Here is an 18,978-nt window from a genome sequence, read left to right as displayed (position 1 = left end):
CCCCGATCGTAAGAAACTCTGGAATGTCTGGGATCCCTGTATTGTTGGGGTATTTCCCGGTCTGGGTGGAGATTTCTCCTCGACAGTCATCTCCTAAAACATTTTCTTAAAACTTCTTAAAATATTCAGTAAATTCTCATCTGAGTTTCAGACGAACATCAGCCCCAGTCGATAGAGTGAATCCGTCGCGGTGGGGCAACAGGGTGCTCTTCTCTCTCTGGCGGTCTTTGCAAAATCGGTTGGTGTTGATTTCCACAGGGGCTTGCCTGGCGGTTTTGGGAGTAACCGGGGGGATCGCCACTTATCGTCTGCGGTATGACCTGTTTGTGCGGACGAACCGTTGGCATGAGATGACGGTGATGGTCTTTCAGCAGGATGTGGCCACCTACCGAGAGTTTTACCCAGAGGCACAGGCTATCCAACGCACCATCGACAAGTATACTCGTTCCGATCGTTGGTTTAAGGTCACCAATGCAGCCGGAGATATCTTGGCCACCTCTCTCAATTTCGACAGCCAGCCGCAGGTGCTCATTACTCCGCCCGCTGTACCTACCCTGATGCGGGATCGGGACTACTACTTCATCCTCTGTCAGCAACCCCTGGATCCGAGCGATCCCAATGGTCTCAAGGTTACGACCGTTACAGATGTCACCGATTCCTACGAAGTGTATTTGGCCTTTTTGCGCACACTGGTGTTGTCTGGGGTTTCTACCGCCACCCTGATCGCCTTTTTGGGATCCCTGTTGATCCGCCGCTCCCTACAGCCTTTGCACAGCATCAGCCAGCTTTCTGCCAGCCTTTCCCCCCAAACGCTGCCGGAAGCCCGTCTGATTTTGGAGAAAGCCCCTACCGAAGTCATGCAACTGGCCGAATCTTTTAACGGTATGTTGAATCGTCTCTCGGCAGCTTGGGATCAGGAAAAACAACTGCTCAGCAACATTTCTCATGAGTTGCGTACCCCTTTGGCGATCGTGCACGGCTACCTGGAAAGCACCCTGCGGCGCGGGGATAACCTCACGGATCACCAGCGGGAAAACCTCACCCTTTCTTTGGAAGAGACGCAGCGGGTGGTGCGCCTGCTCAAGGATTTGCTGGATTTGGCACGAGCAGAAGCAGGAGTATCACGCCTGCAACTGAAACCTTTGCGTTTGGATTGGTTCTTGGAGGAAATTGGCGCTTTGGCCCAACAACTCGGCCCCAACCCAATTGGAGTGGAAAATTCCCCTACCCCTCTAACGGTGATAGCAGATTGGGATCGCCTCAAACAGGTGATGCTGAACCTCATCTCCAACGCGATTCGCTACTCGGATCCCGGTGCCCCCATTACCCTACGCTTAGAGAGATCCGCCGACCAAGCCTTATTTCATGTGCAAGATCAGGGCATTGGCATTCCCTTAGATCAGCAGTCACGGATTTTCGAGCGGTTTCACTCCGTTTCCCCCAGCCGCAGCCGCCAGCAGGGGGGAATGGGCCTCGGCCTGACAATTGCCAAAGCTCTTGTGGAAAATATGCGTGGGCAAATCAGCGTTGAATCTATGCCAGGCAAGGGCAGCACTTTCACCGTAACTATGCCACTCCAGCCCTATGCCGAGTTTGGCCTAGAAGTCAGAGGATAAAACACAAAGACCTGGGCACTTATAGTACACAAGACTACAATGTAATTTACATTCACTTATCCAACACCCGCTTGACTTGGTTGAGGCACCTCTCCTGCAAGTTCATTCCAATGCGGGGAAAAGCTTGCCATTCGGTAGATTCCTCAGGAGAATGGCGGCAAATGGAGGAGCTAAGCCATGATTGCCGCTACCCACATTCTGGAACAGTCGATCGTCGTCTTCTCCCAAAACTATTTGCCCATCAGCCGAGTCAACATTAGACGTGCGATTGTGCTGCTGCTGACAGGCAAGGCGGAGCCGCTATCGATGATGAACGTACCGGTGTGGAAGGTGCGCTCCCCTAGCCATGTAATTGAGGTGCCCGAGCACATTCGTCTCACCATCAAAGGCAAAGAACGCACTTGGCGAGTGCCCCCTGTGAATCGGCGGGAAGTGTTGCGGCGGGATCACCACAGTTGCCAATACTGTGGCAGCACCAACCACCTCACCCTGGATCATGTGGTGCCCCTTTCCAAAGGGGGATCCCACAGTTGGGACAACGTGGTCACTGCCTGTGAACGCTGTAACCAACGCAAGGGCAATCGCACCCCTGAAGAAGCTAATATGCCACTCCTGAGTCATCCGCGTGCTCCCATCCATCCGACGGTGGCTTTTGCAGAACAGTTCTGGCGGGAACATCAAAACCGGCAGGAGTGAGTCTTGGGTTGCAACGCAAGCTAAAATCAGCAAATCCTGTTCCATCGATAGAGGATCCCGCGTCGGCCATGATGACCGTTATGGAGTTTTTCGCCCTGAGTGCCGGGGAATGGATGAGCCAGCGTACCAGCCATCATCTTGCCTTTCGCCGCTCGGAGGGAGGCAAGTCCAAGGTACAGATCGCCACCCTTGCTGCAGACGATCCGGCAGTCTTGCGCATTTGTGAGCTGTTCAAGGTGGATCCGCAGCGATCTGTTGGGGCAGCGCGTGTGCAATGGAACGGCGAACAGGAATGGGACAACGAAGAGTACAAAGGGGATGTGGTGCTGGTGCCGATCCCCGATCAGAGCGATCCGATGCGCGGGCAACTGTTGCGGGATCAGGGCTATGCCGAGAAAGTGCCGGTGGCGGGCACCTACGTGATGGGATCCGATGGTGCTCTCACCCTCTACACCGAATATGAGATGACCGAATCGGAAGAGCGCATTTGGTTTGCCAGCCCTAACCTGCGATTGCGGGCCAGTACGGTCAAGCGGTTCGGAGGGTTCAGCATGGCCTCCTTCTGTTCAGAGGTGCGCAAACTCTCGGCTAACCCCACCCCTACTCCTGAAATGGCCCAGGCCCATTCTTCCTAGGGCTTTCTCCCTCTGAACCCTACTTTCACAGGCTCTACCATGCATCAAGTGCTGGATATGGGGATTAACCTCCTCCACGCCAACCAACACCAGGCCGACCACAATCGGGAGCATTTCGATACTTGGGGAGTCACCTGTCTGAACCTCATGAGCGGGCCGGGGGCGGGCAAAACCTCGCTGTTGGAAAAAACCTTGGCCGTCCTCGCCGATCAACTGCGCATCGCCGTGATCGAGGGGGATATGACCACCCATCTGGATGCGGAACGGCTGCGTCGCTACGGGATCCCGGTGATTGCCATCAATACGGGGCGGGCCTGTCATTTGGATGCGGCCATGGTGGCGGGGGGCCTGCACCAATTGGCATCACTGCTGGACGTGCGGCAGCTGGATTTGATCTTGGTGGAGAATGTCGGCAACTTGGTCTGTCCGGCGGAGTTTGAGGTGGGGGAGCACGCCAAAGTCGCCCTGCTCAGTGTCACGGAAGGGGAAGACAAACCCCTCAAGTACCCGATCATGTTTCGAGCGGCGGATTGCCTGCTGATCACCAAAGTGGATCTGGCCCCCGTGTTAGACGTTGATCTGGATCGCATTCAGGCCAATATCCGCGAGATCAACCCCTCCGTGCCGATTTTTCCTCTATCGGCCAAAACGGGGGAAGGATTGGATCTCTGGCTGAGCTGGATCCGAGAGCAGATGGGCTCACCCTCAAAAGCCGTTCCAGAAGCGGGGGTGGCTTCGACTTCGTAGCCTAGGGTCTCCGTTCTGCCCTTGCTGCCCCTCAATTCTGACAGCAGGCTGAGGGAATGGTGTCATACTAAACATCTAGCCATTCCGGGATCCCGTTCACCAAACCTGAACAGGCCCAACTGGGGGGAGGCTAGAACTTTTGGCAGATCCCATTGCAAGTCAACTTGTGTGGATGGAAGTCCCAGCTATGGCGGATTTAAGCGACTTTGTGCAGGGCATTGAGCAGTTGATCGAGCTGGCTCAGAAGCTGGATGAAAAAAAACAAAGCGGGGAACTGCGAACGGAAGTGCGCATTCAAAGTCGTTCCCTCGGCAGCTCTATTCCCCGCTCTGGTTCTATTCCTCCCCGCCGCGGTAGTGTGCAAACAGCAACAGGAGGGGGGGATTCCTCCTGGAGCAATGAACCCCAAGTTCAGCAAGCTTCTTCTCCTTCCGCTTCGACGGCCCCCAGTCCAGCCCCAACCCCTTCGGATGGCAGGCCGCGCCTCAAGGATGTGGGGGGGTTGAAGGAACAACTGCAAATTCTGCGGGAGATGGTGGAGATCCCCCTGAAACGACCGGAACTGCTGGCCAAATTGGGCCTGGAGCCGCCCCGAGGGGTACTGCTAGTGGGATCCCCTGGCACTGGAAAAACCCTGACCGCCCGCGCTCTAGCCGAAAGCTTGGGGGTGAATTACATTGCCATTGTTGGCCCTGAGATCATCGGTAAATACTATGGTGAAGCAGAATCCCGCTTGCGGCAGGTGTTTGAAAAAGCCGCCAAATCAGCCCCGTGTTTGGTGTTCATTGATGAAATAGATGCCCTAGTCCCGAACCGAGCGGCGGTAGAAGGGGAGGTGGAAAAACGCTTGGTGGCGCAAATGCTGGGCTTGATGGATGGGTTTGCTGCCCAAAAGGGCATAGTGGTGCTGGCCGCTACCAATCGACCCGATGCCATCGATCCAGCGCTACGCCGTCCGGGACGCTTTGACCGGGAGGTGATCTTTAAGGTGCCAGATCGGGAGGGACGGCGGGAAATTCTGGCCATCCATACCCGCGACATGCCTCTGGAGGCGGATGTCGATCTGGATAATTTAGCGGATCAAACCCTGGGTTTCGTCGGGGCAGATTTGCGCGGTTTGTGCCAGGCGGCGGCCTATGCGGCTTTGCGGCGACAAATACCGGATCTGGGCTCTGCAGTACCGGAATCACTTTCGGTTTCGGCAGCAGATTTTCAACTGGCCTTGCAACAGGTGAAACCGGCGGTGTTGCGGTCGGTGGAGATCGAGTCGCCGCAGGTAAGTTGGGATCAGATCGGCGGATTGGGCCAAGCCAAACAGATTTTGCAAGAGGCCGTCGAGGGATCCCTGCTGCACCCAGAACTTTATGAACAGGCTCAAGCGCAAGCACCGAAAGGAGTGCTGTTGAGCGGCCCACCGGGCACAGGTAAAACCCTATTGGCCAAAGCCATTGCCTCCCAAGCCAAAGCCAACTTCATCGCGGTATCTGGCCCAGAGTTGCTCAGCAAATGGGTGGGATCCTCAGAGCAAGCGGTGCGAGAGCTGTTTGCCCGTGCCCGTCAGTGTGCTCCCTGCGTGGTGTTTATCGATGAAATTGATACCCTGGCTCCGGCGCGGGGGAGCTACTCTGGCGACAGTGGCGTCAGCGACCGGGTGTTGGGTCAACTGCTCTCGGAACTGGACGGGATCCGCCCCAGTCAGGGGGTACTGCTAGTGGCCGCCACCAACCGCAAAGCCAGTTTGGATCCCGCCCTCACCCGGGCTGGTCGGCTGGAACTACATCTGAGCGTTGAGTTACCTGACCAAGCGGGGCGGCGGGAAGTCTTGGCCGTGCACAATTGCACCCGTCCTCTGGGGCCCGATGTGGATCTGGGGAATTGGGCTGAGCGTACCGAAGGTTGGAGCGGTGCCGATCTGGCCCTTTTGAGTAACCGAGCCGCCATTGCTGCGATTCGTCGTCACCGGGCTGGAGCAGAAGTCGTAGACGCCAAGACCTTGGTGATTCGACAGGAAGACTTTTTACAAGCCTTCGAGGAACTGCACCAACAACGCCAATCCAGTTGATTGGTCAATTAATTGCGACTCTCATTCATTGAAAATTAACTAGAAGCCCGGAGCGCTTGCGCCAGTTGTTGTGGGGTCAGTTGCTCGTAGGGTTCAAAGGGCTGATGGATCCAGGGGTTATCCGGCAGGTAATCCACATAGTAATCCGGCTGGTACACCGAAGCTGCTTTGTACCACAGCACACCCGTGCGAATTTCCTCTATGTAGAAGCCGTAATGATGTTTGAGCCAATGGACGGCCCGCTTGAGAGTCACACCGGAGTCCGCCAAATCATCCACCAGCAGTATCTCGCTCCCCAAATTGGCGGTGGTCATAGCCAAGTCACGCGAGAAGGTCAAGACTCCCCGTTGGCGGTTGCCAGGGCCAGAGTAGGAAGAAGCAGAAAGAATTGCCAGTGGCAGATCGAAGAGTCTTGCCAAGGTATCGCCAATTCGCAAGCCCCCTTTGGCAATACAGACGATTTGGTTAAACTCCCACTCGCTTTCGTAAACTTTGACGGCCAACTCCTCGATTTTGCGGTGGTAGTCAGCCCAGGTGATGGAAATCTCGTGCAAGGGATCCCCCTATAGCAGTCTGGAGTGCTCAATTCTACCCATATTCTGGAGCAGCGTGCAGATCAGGAGCGCACCGCCCGCACAAAAGCCACCCATCCAAAACTGAGATAACGTTCCAGATGCAACCCCGCCTGGAGCAAATGCTGTTGTAGCTCCGATTCTGAGAAAAAGCGCAAGCCTGTTGCCCCAAGCCATTGCTGTAGGGTTTGTCCCCATCCCTGAATCTGTTGGCTATGCATAGATACAAACACGCCCCCTGGTTTCAAGATGCGCGCGATCTCCTGCAAAGAGGGATCCAGTGGCAACTCATTCAAGCTGGCCCCACTGATCACTGCCCCAAAGGCTCCGGAGGCTAGCGGCAACTGTTCGGCGCGAGCCCGTACTAGGTTGTAGTGGTGCCAATCGGGTCGGGCCTGTTGAGCAGCTTCTACCAATACCCCCGCCGCATTATCCAAGCCCATCACCGTCCGCTGTGGATCTGCCGCCAAGATCAACCGGCTCCAGTACCCCCCGGCGGTGCCCAAATCCAGGACAGGATTCGCTGCTCCTATCCACTCCGTCAGCAGTTTGCCCTCCCGTTCGGCGCCAAAACTTTCCCCCGTCAGCAGAGACAGCGCCCAGGGCCGCCACAGCCGGTCGTAACCCCAAGCAAACCCAGGGGAATGGGCAATCGCTTGGGCTAAGCTCAGGCGCAGATCCGGTGGATTGCCGATAAAGTCCACAGCGCCAGAGGCCAGTAGTGGGTAAATCTGACCGCAACTGGGGCAGTAGATCCGATCCGGCTGGCCCTGTTCGCGCTCCGGTGATTGAGCTAAGCCTTCCTGCCCACAGCTCAGACAACGGTAGAGGTGAACAGGCAGAGCAGAAGGAGAGGTGAGCATCAGACAACCTGACGAGACAAAAATCAAAAACGACAATTTGAACAAAGAAGACAAGAAAAGAAGGGCAGCCGCCAGGATTAAGCTCCCAACAACTACCCTCCCAAGTTAATCAACCCAACAATTTTGATGGGATCCCTTAGGCCAGCTTCGGATTGGGCAACCCAGACTTGTCGGGAATAGGCACATATTCCGCCACGATCGCCCGGAACTCATCCCCATCCAGGGTTTCCCGTTCCACCAGCGTATCCGCCAACCGATCCAACAAAGCCCGATTTTCCATCAGGATTTGCTTGGCTTTTTGGTAGCAGCTCTCCAGCAGTTGCCGCACCTGCCGGTCGATCTTGGAGGCCACATCTTCTGAGTACTCGGTACGGTTTGTCCAGCCGCCGCCCAAAAACACTTCATTATTGGGGGGATCCAACATAACGGGCCCCAACTCCGACATACCGAAGCGGGTCACCATCTGTCGCACCAAACCAGTATTTTGCTGCAGGTCGTTGCTGGCCCCCGTGGTGATCTCTGAGTAGCCGAAGACGATCTCTTCTGCGGCCCGACCGCCAAAGCCCACAACAACCCGATCCAAGAGCCAAGCACGGCTGTAGAGGCCAGAGTCGATCTGTTCTTCGTTGGGCAGTTGCTGAGCAAAACCACCGGCCCCACTAGAGCGGGGGATGATCGTCACTTTATTCAAGGGATCCGCATGGGGCAGCAGGGTCATGAGCAGGGCATGGCCACACTCGTGGTAGGCAATCAAGCGCTTGCTTTTGCCATCCAACAGGGGAGGTTTGGTTAAGCCAATGGTGATGCGGTCGATGGCATCGTCAATATCTTGGTTGGTAATCGCCATTTGCTGACGACGGGCCGCCAAGATTGCCGCTTCATTGAGCAGGTTGGCCAGATCCGCACCGGCAAAGCCAGGGGTACGGCGGGCAATCGCCTCTAGGTTGACATCCTCCGCCAGCTTCTTATCGCGGGCATGCACCCGCAGGATCTCATAACGCCCTTTGAAACTGGGCCGATCCACCGTTACCTGACGGTCAAACCGCCCCGGACGCAATAGAGCCGCATCCAACACATCGGGGCGGTTGGTGGCCGCAATGATGATGATACCGGTGTTGCCCTCAAAGCCATCCATTTCCGTGAGCAACTGGTTCAGGGTTTGTTCCCGCTCGTCATTACCACCGCCGATGCCTGCCCCCCGCTGCCGACCGACAGCGTCGATTTCGTCGATGAAGACGATACAGGGAGCATTTTCTTTGGCTTTCTTAAAGAGGTCGCGCACCCGGGAAGCCCCCACCCCGACGAACATCTCCACAAATTCGGAGCCAGAGAGACTGAAGAAAGGTACCCCTGCTTCCCCGGCGATCGCCTTGGCCAAGAGGGTTTTGCCGGTTCCTGGCGGGCCTACCAGCAAGACACCCTTGGGAATTTTGGCTCCCACTGCCGTGAAGCGTTCCGGTTTCTTCAGGAAGGTGACCACCTCCTGCAGCTCCTCTTTGGCTTCTTCGATCCCGGCCACATCGTCGAATTTAATGCCGGTTTTGGCTTCCATCTGAAAGCGAGCCCGCGATTTGCCGAAGTTCATCGCTTGCCCAGGGCCACTGGCTCCCCCGCTGGCCCGCCGCAGGAAGAAGAACAAGCCGCCCAACAACAGCACCGGAATCAGCAGGTTGCCGAGAATCGCCCAGAAGGCACCCCCATCGCGGGTAGGCACCACCCCCACTTCGATCCCTTGGGCGGTGAGGCGCTCCACCAGTTGGGGCACGGTATTGGGCAGCAGGTTGACCCGATAGCGGGTAGGGTTCTGGGTTTGGGGATCTACCGCCGTAACTTCCGCAACCTGGTTGTTGTCCGTGAGGCGCACATCTGTAACACGCCCCTCCTCGACATAGCGCAAAAAGCGATCATAAGTGAGGGCAGAGGCCAAGGCTGCATGGGCGGGGGCAGGATGCAGCGTCAGTCCGGATCCCTGCCAGAGACAAAAACCAAGCATCAGGGCAATAAGCCAGCGCTGGGGGGATTGAGGCTTGTTCATAAAATGAGGAAACACCCGCTCGATTAAAAGTCCTTTAACAAACTTAACTTGCCGACTCAGGTAGATACAACCCCGCCCCGGCACCGATGGGAGCCTGGCCAGAGTTCAGTCCCAAAGCGTATGCCCCCAAAAAGCCTGCCACTAGGCCGATTCAGGGGATCCCAGCTGATCCAACTTGTAGATGCGCCGCCACATTTGATCCGCCAAAGGCGCCGGCAACAACCGCATGAGACCTAGAGCCACTTTACCCCCCGTAAAGGCGGTGTAGCGATCGGAAGGGTGGGGATCGGTCATCGCCCTCATGATCGGCTCCACCACTTTGTCCACCGGCCAGGCCATCTTGTTAAAAGAGCTGGCCATATCGGCGGTATTTTCCAGAATCGCTTTGTAGGGGCCATTGGGGTTGACGACCGCTCCGAAGGCTTCTTCTGCCACGCGGCCAAACTCGGTGGCCACTGGCCCCGGCTCGATCAAGATCACCTTGATGCCAAAAGGGGCCACTTCCACCCGCAGAGCATCGCTGAGAGCCTCAACGGCAAATTTGGTTGCGTTGTAAACACCACTAAAGGGCATGGACATCTGACCGGCCACAGAGCTGAGGTTGAGGATGCGGCCACTGCCTCGTTCGCGCATTTGGGGCAACAGAGCCCGTGTAAGGGTATGCAGGCCAAACACATTCACCTCAAATTGCCGCCGCATCGCCGCTACATCCACTTCTTCTACCGGTCCCATCTGACCGTAACCGGCATTGTTCACCAGAATATCCACCCGGCCAAAGTGATCCAAGGCCTTTTGAGCCAGGGTTTCCACTTGGCTGGTATCTGCCATATCTGTTGGGACGATTAGCGCTTCAGCCCCGCGCCCCACCACCAGATCTTTAACGGTTTGCAGCACCCCTTCCCGACGGGCCGCCAGTACCAATCGGGCCCCTTGTTTGGCGGCTTCTAGAGCGACGGCTTCCCCAATTCCGGCGGAGGCTCCGGTGATCAACACCACCTGATTGGCTAACGAGGGCATTTTTTCACCTCATTTTCACCTCGATTGTGCTTCTCCATCCTAAAGGGCGGGTCGGGATCCCTGGGGTGTGGCACCGTCACCATCTCAGCTTCGGTATATGATCGGGGCACAACTGGGGCGGATCCCGATTTGCAGGTTTGTGTCCAGCTTTTGGTTCCATTCGATACAGGAAATAGCAACTGTGAAGTATTTCTGCAAGCGAGCTTGCCAAGGTCAACCTCTCCTGCCGGAGGAGCGCTGGGCCGCCACCGCGGTCAGACTGGCTCAACTGCTCAGAGCCGCGGAAGCCAATCTGCAGGCCAACTCCGAACTGCGCCAGCAGCAGCAAGAGCAGCAACGACAGTTGGAAGCCGAGTGCCGCCACAGTGAAGCTTTACGAGACTCTACCGCCGACTTGCGTACCAGTGTCATGGAATTGCGGGAAGGGCAAGCTTTTTGGCAAAACCAGATGGACGAGTTGCGCTCTTGTTTGCGGGATTTGGTCAAGGAGCAAAGCCAATTGGTGCAAGTCATCGCCCAGCATCAGCAGATCCTGAGGGATTTTCAGGACATCACCCGCGCCCTACTGGAACGAATGAGTGCAGACCACGGCGATTTTCGACACGCCATCAGCGCCCTACTGGAACAACTGCATCAAACCCTGCAATATCTCATTCTCAAAGCGGGGGGCACCGTTCCTGAGCCGGTACGTCATCCAGAAGCACCGGAGGATCCCCCTGCTCCAGATGAGACTGTTGCTTCCCCTCCGCCCACGCAAAAATCCAAGCCATAGCCAGATAGCCCCTCTGGGATCCCCAAGACCGACCCATCACTCCGGTAACCACTGGGGCCAAAATAAGTGCAGCCCGGTGGCTCGCTCCGATTTCAACACCGGGGATCCGCCGCCAGCACGATTTTGTAAAGGGATCTCCTCCGGCAGAAACGAGTGGATCCGTTCCGACTCGGTGAAGAGATCCACCTGGGGTTGCCCTGACCGATTCGGGTCTGGCGTTAGGCCCACGAGTCCCACCAAAGCATCGGTTTTGCTCGCAAACTTAAAGGCCTGTACCCCGACCATGCCCCGCTCCATCGTCGGGATCTCACTCAGGGCCAGCCGCTTCAGGTGCCCCGATTGACTGGCTAAAACCAGGATCCCTTCGGGAGGAAGCAGGGTCATCCCGACGATCTGTTCTTTGCGGCCCAAACGTAGAGCCTGATTGCCCATCGCCACCCGGCCCATCAGGGGAATTTGCTCGCCGTTAAGGGGCAGCCGCAACAACCGCCCTCCTGAGGTGGCCAGGATAACCGTGCAGCCGTCTTGTCTGGGATCGTGAATGGCAGCCCAACCTAGCTTGTCGTCGTCTTTCAGCTTCAGGGCGGTGGATCCCCGTTGGGTGAGGCCGACGAAATCCGCCAAAGCCACCTGTTTGATCCGTCCCTGCCGGCTGAGCAACACCAGTGCGGCATCCACTTGGTTAGGATCCAGCGTCCAGGTGGCGACAATCGGCTCCGGAGCAGGCAATAGGGTCAGCAACGGTACACCTCGGGATGACCCGGTACTGAGCGGGATCCCTTCGATGGGGATGGTAAAGGCTCTGCCTGGGGCGGTTAACACCAAAATTTCCTGATGCAAAGCCACAGACTCCAGGCCGGTCAGCCCATCCTCCCCCAGTTCCCGTTGGGCGGGGTTGCTGCGGGAGCGACGGTTGGGCAAGGGAAGGCGGCGCACGTAGCCTTTGCGGGTAAATTGCAATAGGAAATGGGTGTCTTCGCTATCTTCGCCGGTGGGAATTTGAGCCACTTCCGCTTCCAACTCCGCGGCGGAAAGAATCTGGGTGCGCCGGGGATCCGCGTGGATTTTCTTCAGCTGTCGCAGCTCTTTTTTCAGGTAATTCAAAAGTTTACGGCGGTCATCCAGTAGCCCTTGTAATTCTTCGATGCGGGCCTGCAATGCGCGGTGTTCCTGTTGCAGACGTTCCTGCTCCAATCCCGTCAGGCGGCGCAGAGGCATGGCCAAAATTGTATCCGCCTGCTGGGGGGTACACCCCAGGTGGGTTTGCAGTTGTCCTTTGGCGGTGGAGCCATCCGGGGCTTGGCGCAGCAAATCGATCACCCGATCCAGATCCGCCAAGGCCAGCAACATCCCTTCCACCTCTTCGGCTTTGCGCTGCACCCGCTGCAGTTCGGCACGAAAAATGCGATTCAGAGTGGCTTCTCGGAAGGCCAGAAAGTGTTGCAGGATCCCTTTGAGGCTCAGTTGTTGCGGTTCTCCGTTGACCAAGGCCAACAAAATTGCCCCAAAGTTGCTCTGCAGAGGGGTGAGTTTGTACAACTGCTGCAGAACCGCCTGTGGGTTGGCTTCCCGCTTCAGCTCTACCACAACACGAATACCGGTGCGGTCCGATTCATCCCGTAGATCGGCAATGCCCGCGATGCGATCCTGATTCACCAGTTCCGCCACCTTCTCGATCCAGGCGGCTTTGTTCACCTGGTAGGGAAACTCCGTGATGATGATGGCAGGCCGCCGATGCCGGCCTTTGCCCGGTTGAATTTCCTCAAATTGCGCCACCCCCCGCATCGGGATCGATCCACGTCCGGTCAAGTAAGCTTCGCGGATCCCCTGGCTATCGACAATTTGGCCTCCAGTGGGGAAATCTGGCCCCGGGATCCACTGCAGCAGAGCCTCCGGCTCCAAATCGGGGTTATCGATCAACGCCAATAAGCCATCCACCAATTCCCCCAAGTTGTGGGGAGGGATGTTGGTGGCCATGCCCACGGCAATGCCCGAAGAGCCATTTAGAAGCAAAATCGGCAAACGGGCGGGCAGAACGGTGGGTTCCGCCTGGGATCCGTCGAAATTAGGCATAAACTCGACGATCTCTTCCCCCACCTGCTCCAGAAGAGCCGTATGGCTCACCTCTGCCAGCCGACACTCGGTGTAGCGCATGGCCGCCGCCGGATCGTCATCCACCGAGCCAAAGTTGCCGTGCCCCGCCACCAAGGGGTAACGGCTGGAAAACTCCTGTACCATGCGCACCAGCGCGTCATACACCGCCTGATCCCCGTGGGGGTGATATTTCCCCAGCACATCCCCCACCACACGGGCACACTTGCGATAGGGACGCTCCGGCGTCAGGCCCAACTCGTGCATGGCGTAAAGAATGCGGCGGTGCACCGGCTTGAGGCCATCCCGCACATCCGGCAAAGCCCGCCCCACAATCACGCTCATGGCATATTCTAGGTAGGAGCGCTGCATCTCCCCCTGCAAATCGGTGGCAATCACCTGCCCCAGACGTGGCCCGCCGTTCGAGTTGGATCCCAGTCCGGCGAGAGTTAATTGCTGAGTCATGGCACCCAAAGAGCGGAACGCTTTCCAGGTTACTGTAGCCGTTTCTTCGGCTATTGCGAGGTGGGATCCCACACTGGCAAAGGGTGAGCTGGAGTTGAAATGGGGTCAGACTGGTTCGGGAGCGGGGCAGGCTTGGATGTACCACTCGTGGAGGCTATCACTGGTGGTGAGCCAGGTGTGGGGGTGCGATTGGATGTATTTTAGGGCTTTTTTCAGGGATCCCATGCGCAAGGGTTGCCCAACGATGAAGGGGTGCAGCCCAATCGCCATAATGCGGGGGGATCGTTCCCCGTCTCGCCACAGTTGATCAAATTGATCGATCAGGGCTTGAGCGAAGGCTTCTCCGGGCAAGCGGGCGCTGAGACAAAGGCTGATGTCGTTGGTTTCTAGGGTGTAAGGGATCCCCAGCAGCGGGCCGGCAGCGGTTTCTAACCAGTAGGGTTGATCATCATTTACCCAGTCGGTGGTATAGCGGATCCCGGCGGCTCGCAACAGCGCAAAGGTGTTCTCGGTAATAGAAAACCCCGGTGTCAGCCAACCCCAAGGACGGGCTCCAGAAACTTTGTCCAAAAGCTCTAGACTGCGCTCGATCAGCTCCTCTTCCACCTCCAGCGCCATGCCGCTGTGCCCAGTGGAGTTGTTCCAGCCATGGGCCATCACCGACCATTGGTACTGACGGATCCCATCGATAATCGGCGGGTAAAGCTCCACCATCTCGGCATTCAAAGCGGCAGTGACCGGGATCCCCAACTCCGCAAACAGCTCAAATAGCCGCCAAATCCCGACCCGATTGCCGTAGTCCCGCCAGCCATAATTGGCGATCTCTGGAGGGCTGGTGAGATGGGGTTGAATGGCTGTGCCCAGTTTACCGAAGGTGAAATGTTCGATGTTCATCACCACATACACCGCCACCCGGGCTCCATGGGGCAAACTCAGGGGAGCACGGTTGGGCAGAGCAGAATAAGCAGGCGATAGCATACGGCTTTTCCCGACTTCACGGAGGATCTGAGGCGACCTAGAATGCTTGTCAAACAAGACATTAGACCGCATGAGCTGCAATGATTATCGCTGGATCAAGCTGTCATTACCCACATGCAGCAGAAGGCCCGCACTCTGGCGTAGCCTGCCGGAGGCATAGTGTTGGGATAAATGCGAGTCCGGCGTAGGTACGAAGCCGGACAATAATCTATCGGACATACATTGGTTCTCCCGGTTATGGTGAAATAAGCTCATAAGTAAGCTCATAAGTAAGCTCATAAGATTCAAGTCTTGTCGCTCATGAGCGTTCTGGAAACCAAGCTCAGGGGGAATCCAATTCAGTTTGCAGCACTTGACGATGGGATTAGAACGGCTCAATTCATTCGTAACAGGTGTTTGCGCCACCGGATGGATATCAAAGGGGTAAATCAGTACGATCTCTCCAAACTCTGTGCGGTATTGGCCAAGGAATTTGAATGGGCAGGTAAGCTTAATTCGATGGCGAGACAGGCGAGTAAGGAACCATTCATCCCACAGGTAAAGCCGTTGGTATTGACCTGGGATTGAAGTATTTCTACAAGGCAACCGATGGAACTGAGGTAGAAAATCCTAAGTTCTTGAGGAAATCGGAGCGCAAGCTGAAACGTTTGCAGCGTCGAGTCTCTAAGAAGCAGAAAGGATCTAAGAATGGCAGAAAAGCAATCAATCGTCTGGGACGACAACACCTGAAAGTAAGTCGGCAGCGTCAAGACTGGCCTGTGAAACAAGCCCGTGCGTTGGTGATGTCTAGCGACTTCATTGCCTACGAAAATTTACAGGTGCAGAACATGGTTCGCAATCATCACTTGGCTAAATCGATTAGCGATGCAGCCTGGAGTTTGTTTGTGGACTGGGTGAAATACTACGCTCAAATCTTTGGCAAAGTGCAGCAACCTGTTCCACCCCAGAACACCACGATTGATTGCTTCGACTGCAAACAGCCCGTTCACAAAACGCTCAGCACCCGCACTCATGTTTGTCCCCACTGCGGCTCTGTCAGATGCAGAGATGAGAATGCAGCGTGGAACATTTTGCAGAAGGGATTAAAATTGGCTGGAATAAATACCGTAGGGCATACGGAAATCAACGCCTCTGGACAGAACGGCCCCTATCTGAATCAAGCCATTGGTTTGGGCAAGTCGGCTGGATGAAAGAGGAACCCAGCGCTGTATGCGTAGCAACAGCGTCGGTAGGATGTCAGCCTGTTGGATTGGCCGGCTCAACACCAAGTAGAGCTTAACAGGGATCATGGCCTGCTGGGTTGGACAATGCTCGGTAGTAGGCGCGAATTTCCGCGATGGTCAGCAAGCGCCGAAACGGGATGCCAACCTCTTGGTAGCAGGCCTCCGCCCCCTCCAAACGATCCACCAAGGTGAGGATCCCTTCCGCCCGATAACCTGCTTCCCGCACCCGTTCCACTGCCTTGAGAGCCGATCCACCGGTGGTGACCACATCCTCCAAAACCCAGATGCGAGTTCCTGGAGACAGTTGTGGCCCCTCTAGCCAGGCTTGGGTACCGTGCCCTTTGGCTTGCTTGCGCACGATCAATGCGGGTAGATTTGCCGGCTGCCGCTGTAAAGAGGCCAAACCCACTGCCGTCAAAATCGGATCGGCTCCCAACGTCATCCCTGCCACTGCTTCGGTTTCGGGGGGCAACAGCCCGTGCAACAGGGATCCCACCAAATAGGCTCCTTGCGGGTGCAGGGTGACGGGTTTGCAGTTAATGTAGTAATCGCTCTGTCGCCCGGAGGTGAGGGTAAAGGATCCCTCGCGATAGGCCAATTGGGTGAGCAGATACAGCAATTTCTCCCGCGCTTCATCAGGGGAAAAGGTGAGGGGAGAGCGATCCAATAACAACACAGCAGGGATCCCGAAAAACCCGGTTGCCCGCAAAGATGGGCATCCCATTATCCATCAGATCCAGGCCGATTGACTCTCTGTAACCACAACCGGCAGCTTGTGGCTGTTCGGCGCTCCGGTTAGCTCTAGAGAGTGGTATTGAGCAAACCCAATTCAGATAGAGTGCGGGCTGGGAACGACCTGCGGTTCACCCACCGTAAAGCTAAAGAATGGTGTACTCGTCAAACAGGGATCCCTTCAGTTGCGCCCCACTCAGGTTGGCCCCCCGCAGATTGGTGCCCCGCAGGTCAGTTTGGCTTAAATTAGCTTCCTCTAGATCTGCCTCCCGCAGGTCACTGGCTCGCAGATCCGCCCCAGCGAGATTGGCTTGCCGCAAATAGGCGCGGCGCAAATAGACATCCGCGAGATTGGCTTGGGGCAATGACCAAAGGGTACGCGGTCGATTGAGAATGCGCCATACTTGCCTCGATTTGCCGTCCAGTTGGGTTTGCGTATCAAGGGTAGTGCCCCGCAAAATAGCTTGTCCCAGGTCAGCGCCCCGCAGATCGGATCCGGTAAGGTCGGCCCCCTCCAGGTGGCATCCACGTAGGTTAGCGCCGCGTAAATCGGCATGGGCGAGGTTGGCCCCGCGCAGATCGGATCCCTCCAGATCCACTTGAAGTAGGCGAGCTTGTCTCAGGTCAGCCCCTTGCAAGGAGGTGGTGTGGAGAATGGCTCCGCTAAAGTCCGTTGCGGTGAGGGTGGCCCGATCCAGTTGAGCAGAGTGGAGATAGACCCCGTGCAGGTTGGCCCCGGCCAGATCCTTTCCCACCAGATGTTGCACTTCTCGATCCTGGTTAACTATTTGCCATACCTGTCGCCATTTCTCGGCTATTTGGGTTTCTGGGGTCAGGTGAGCGCCCCGCAGCAGAGATCCCTGTAAGTCTGCTCCAGTCAGATCGGCCTGATGCAAATCGGCACCCGTGAGACGGGCATAGCTGAGATCAGCCCCTCTGAGATGGGCCTGGCGCAAATTGGCGTTACCCAAATCGGCATGGCTGAGGTTGGCCTGCTGTAAATCCGCCCCCTGCAGATGGGATCCCTCCAGGCGGCTGTAGCTGAGATCGGCACAGCAAAGGATGGCTCCACTCAAGCGGGCACTGCTCAAATCGGCACGACTCAAATGGGCTCGCCACAGGTTAGCTTGACGTAAATTAGCCCGACAGAGATTAGCCTGTTGCAGGTTTGCCTGGCGCAGGTTGGCTTCCCAGAGGGTGGTTCCCACCAAAACAGCCCGGTAGAGCACAGCCTCGCACAGACGTAGCCCCGAAAGATCGGCTCCGCTCAGGTTGATCTCGTGCAGATCGGCTCCCCGCAAACCTGCTTGGCTCAAGTCCAATCGCTTGAAATCTCGCTCCCCCTGGGCATAGCGATGCAGCAGTTGCTGGGTCAAATGAAGCATGTTCAGTCTGATGTGGAAACGGGATCCCGATCCTGACAGTGAGCACAGACGGGGTAGGCAGATGAGTAAAGGGCGTCGCGGCGGCCAAACCACTCGTAGCGGTGATCGCGGATTTGTTCGTAGCCCCGATCCCCCAAGGTTTTCAAGCCCGGGATACCTCGGTACAGAAAAAGCCACAGGTCTCCACCGGGCAGCAGTTCTGCGATCTTCTCCGCTGCTGCAGATCCCTGCCACCTTTGAGCGGGCTGCTCCAGGTTGATCAGAATCATGCCCAGCTCAACGTCTGCCGGTTGGATCCCCCATTCAGCCAAGGTGGACGTCTCTTGCATGGGGGCATAACAAAACCGTTGCCCGCGATCCAGCTGCTCCAAAAACTTGACCCCGTTGGCACAGAGGTTGCACAGCCCATCGTAAATGACCAAATACGGCATGCTCGGCCTCCTCAAGCAGCGGTTGCGGGTTGCCCCAAAATTTGCGCTTGATACTCAGCTTCCGAGAGCAATTGCTGCGGATGCCGCTGCAAAAACACTTGACCGATCAGATGATCGTATTCATGCTGGAAAATCCGCGCCGGAAAGTCCTGCCACGCCACCCTTTGCCGGGATCCCTGCGGGGTGTAGTACTCCACTTCCACCTCCCGGGAACGGGCCACCAGCCCCCGCTGATCCGGTACACTCAAACAGCCCTCCCACCCCAGCACCTGCTCGGGGCTAGCCGCCAAGGGACGAGGGTTGATCATCACCAAAGGTTCCATCTGCGGAGCCTCCGGGTAGCGCAAGGTTGGGCGCGAAGCAACGAGGATCACCTGCAGCGAGGATCCCACCTGAGGAGCGGCTAACCCCACCCCGCTGGAGGTCTTCAAGGTGCTCAACATGATCTCGATCAAGTGTTGTAGGCCGGGATCCCGAAACTCCGTTACCGGCTCTGCCACCTGAGTCAGGATCGGATCCCCTATCTGGCGTAGGCTAAAGGTCATGTGAACAACCGTAGGACAAGCTATCCCCATTCTGACATCCTCCCTAGGGCTAGAAGCCGGGGGGGCCTCCTTCAACCCAATGCTCGATTCCTGGCTCATGGCCTGAGGAGGAT

17 protein-coding genes are annotated in these 18,978 nt (G+C 56.7%); 7 read left to right on the top strand and 10 right to left on the bottom strand.

Annotated elements, in window-relative coordinates; translation table 11 throughout:
• Positions 1-203: 203 nt before the first annotated feature.
• The 5 genes from L1047_RS16675 (at position 204) to L1047_RS13610 (ending at position 5,756) form a co-directional block, all read left to right on the top strand.
• The gene (locus L1047_RS16675; protein ID WP_235279505.1) at positions 204-1,616 is read left to right on the top strand and encodes a HAMP domain-containing sensor histidine kinase; all 1,413 of its coding nucleotides are present in this window, start codon (positions 204-206) and stop codon (positions 1,614-1,616) included.
• A 177-nt stretch (positions 1,617-1,793) separates the two neighbouring features.
• Positions 1,794-2,312 (top strand): HNH endonuclease, encoded by a 519-nt coding sequence (locus L1047_RS13625; RefSeq protein ID WP_235279504.1) that lies wholly within the window; start codon positions 1,794-1,796, stop codon positions 2,310-2,312.
• Between the two features lie 71 nt (positions 2,313-2,383).
• Positions 2,384-2,947: a phycobiliprotein lyase gene (locus tag L1047_RS13620; RefSeq protein ID WP_443081731.1), complete on the top strand. Its 564-nt coding sequence runs from the start codon at positions 2,384-2,386 to the stop codon at positions 2,945-2,947.
• Between the two features lie 39 nt (positions 2,948-2,986).
• Positions 2,987-3,694, top strand: a complete 708-nt coding sequence (gene hypB, locus L1047_RS13615; protein WP_235279502.1) for a hydrogenase nickel incorporation protein HypB — start codon at positions 2,987-2,989, stop codon at positions 3,692-3,694.
• 187 nt (positions 3,695-3,881) lie between these two features.
• Positions 3,882-5,756, top strand: a complete 1,875-nt coding sequence (locus L1047_RS13610) for an AAA family ATPase (RefSeq protein WP_235279501.1) — start codon at positions 3,882-3,884, stop codon at positions 5,754-5,756.
• 35 nt (positions 5,757-5,791) lie between these two features.
• On the opposite strand, the gene L1047_RS13605 is transcribed toward L1047_RS13610, so the two are convergent.
• The 4 genes from L1047_RS13605 to L1047_RS13590 form a co-directional block, all read right to left on the bottom strand.
• Positions 5,792-6,310 (bottom strand): phosphoribosyltransferase, encoded by a 519-nt coding sequence (locus tag L1047_RS13605; RefSeq protein ID WP_235279500.1) that lies wholly within the window; start codon positions 6,308-6,310, stop codon positions 5,792-5,794.
• Between the two features lie 62 nt (positions 6,311-6,372).
• Positions 6,373-7,191, bottom strand: coding sequence for a class I SAM-dependent methyltransferase (locus tag L1047_RS13600; RefSeq protein WP_235279499.1), 819 nt, complete (start codon positions 7,189-7,191; stop codon positions 6,373-6,375).
• 136 nt (positions 7,192-7,327) lie between these two features.
• A complete protein-coding gene (gene ftsH, locus L1047_RS13595) occupies positions 7,328-9,226 on the bottom strand; it encodes an ATP-dependent zinc metalloprotease FtsH (protein ID WP_235279498.1) in 1,899 nt (632 codons plus the stop codon).
• 141 nt (positions 9,227-9,367) lie between these two features.
• Entirely contained in the window at positions 9,368-10,243 is an 876-nt protein-coding gene (locus L1047_RS13590; protein ID WP_235279497.1) for an SDR family NAD(P)-dependent oxidoreductase, read from the bottom strand.
• A 181-nt stretch (positions 10,244-10,424) separates the two neighbouring features.
• Between L1047_RS13590 and L1047_RS13585 the strand changes: the two genes are divergently transcribed.
• Entirely contained in the window at positions 10,425-11,015 is a 591-nt protein-coding gene (locus L1047_RS13585; RefSeq protein WP_235279496.1) for a hypothetical protein, read from the top strand.
• Positions 11,016-11,051: 36 nt separating this feature from the next.
• Here the strand turns inward: L1047_RS13585 and L1047_RS13580 are convergent, their stop codons facing one another.
• Entirely contained in the window at positions 11,052-13,571 is a 2,520-nt protein-coding gene (locus L1047_RS13580; protein WP_235279495.1) for a DNA gyrase/topoisomerase IV subunit A, read from the bottom strand.
• 105 nt (positions 13,572-13,676) lie between these two features.
• Positions 13,677-14,549: a polysaccharide deacetylase family protein gene (locus tag L1047_RS13575; RefSeq protein WP_235279494.1), complete on the bottom strand. Its 873-nt coding sequence runs from the start codon at positions 14,547-14,549 to the stop codon at positions 13,677-13,679.
• A gap of 563 nt (positions 14,550-15,112) precedes the next feature.
• On the opposite strand from L1047_RS13575, the gene L1047_RS13570 reads away from it, so the two are divergent.
• Positions 15,113-15,739, top strand: coding sequence for a transposase (locus L1047_RS13570; protein ID WP_235279493.1), 627 nt, complete (start codon positions 15,113-15,115; stop codon positions 15,737-15,739).
• An 85-nt stretch (positions 15,740-15,824) separates the two neighbouring features.
• On the opposite strand, the gene pyrE is transcribed toward L1047_RS13570, so the two are convergent.
• The 4 genes from pyrE to def all read right to left on the bottom strand — a co-directional run bounded on the left by pyrE (position 15,825) and on the right by def (position 18,865).
• On the bottom strand, positions 15,825-16,448 hold the full coding sequence (pyrE, locus tag L1047_RS13565; RefSeq protein WP_235279695.1) for an orotate phosphoribosyltransferase: 624 nt from the start codon (positions 16,446-16,448) through the stop codon (positions 15,825-15,827).
• Between the two features lie 202 nt (positions 16,449-16,650).
• Positions 16,651-17,889 carry a pentapeptide repeat-containing protein gene (locus tag L1047_RS13560; protein WP_235279492.1) on the bottom strand — a complete coding sequence of 413 codons (1,239 nt, stop codon included), beginning with the start codon at positions 17,887-17,889 and terminating at the stop codon, positions 16,651-16,653.
• A 2-nt stretch (positions 17,890-17,891) separates the two neighbouring features.
• On the bottom strand, positions 17,892-18,320 hold the full coding sequence (locus tag L1047_RS13555; RefSeq protein ID WP_235279491.1) for a thiol-disulfide oxidoreductase DCC family protein: 429 nt from the start codon (positions 18,318-18,320) through the stop codon (positions 17,892-17,894).
• Between the two features lie 11 nt (positions 18,321-18,331).
• Positions 18,332-18,865 carry a peptide deformylase gene (gene def / locus L1047_RS13550; RefSeq protein WP_235279490.1) on the bottom strand — a complete coding sequence of 178 codons (534 nt, stop codon included), beginning with the start codon at positions 18,863-18,865 and terminating at the stop codon, positions 18,332-18,334.
• Between the last annotated feature and the right edge of the window lie 113 nt (positions 18,866-18,978).

This window comes from Synechococcus sp. Nb3U1, from assembly GCF_021533835.1.
Lineage (GTDB): Bacteria > Cyanobacteriota > Cyanobacteriia > Thermostichales > Thermostichaceae > Thermostichus.
This window is presented reverse-complemented; position numbering and strand designations above follow the sequence as displayed.

Bases quoted from the DNA above. Each gene is read 5' to 3' on its own strand.
- L1047_RS13625 (WP_235279504.1), top strand. From the start codon at position 1,794: ATGATTGCCGCTACCCACATTCTGGAACAGTCGATCGTCGTCTTCTCC.
- L1047_RS13620 (WP_443081731.1), top strand. From the start codon at position 2,384: ATGACCGTTATGGAGTTTTTCGCCCTGAGTGCCGGGGAATGGATGAGC.
- hypB (WP_235279502.1), top strand. From the start codon at position 2,987: ATGCATCAAGTGCTGGATATGGGGATTAACCTCCTCCACGCCAACCAA.
- L1047_RS13610 (WP_235279501.1), top strand. From the start codon at position 3,882: ATGGCGGATTTAAGCGACTTTGTGCAGGGCATTGAGCAGTTGATCGAG.
- L1047_RS13600 (WP_235279499.1), bottom strand. From the start codon at position 7,191: ATGCTCACCTCTCCTTCTGCTCTGCCTGTTCACCTCTACCGTTGTCTG.
- ftsH (WP_235279498.1), bottom strand. From the start codon at position 9,226: ATGAACAAGCCTCAATCCCCCCAGCGCTGGCTTATTGCCCTGATGCTT.
- L1047_RS13590 (WP_235279497.1), bottom strand. From the start codon at position 10,243: ATGCCCTCGTTAGCCAATCAGGTGGTGTTGATCACCGGAGCCTCCGCC.
- L1047_RS13580 (WP_235279495.1), bottom strand. From the start codon at position 13,571: ATGACTCAGCAATTAACTCTCGCCGGACTGGGATCCAACTCGAACGGC.
- L1047_RS13575 (WP_235279494.1), bottom strand. From the start codon at position 14,549: ATGCTATCGCCTGCTTATTCTGCTCTGCCCAACCGTGCTCCCCTGAGT.
- L1047_RS13560 (WP_235279492.1), bottom strand. From the start codon at position 17,889: ATGCTTCATTTGACCCAGCAACTGCTGCATCGCTATGCCCAGGGGGAG.
- L1047_RS13555 (WP_235279491.1), bottom strand. From the start codon at position 18,320: ATGCCGTATTTGGTCATTTACGATGGGCTGTGCAACCTCTGTGCCAAC.
- def (WP_235279490.1), bottom strand. From the start codon at position 18,865: ATGACCTTTAGCCTACGCCAGATAGGGGATCCGATCCTGACTCAGGTG.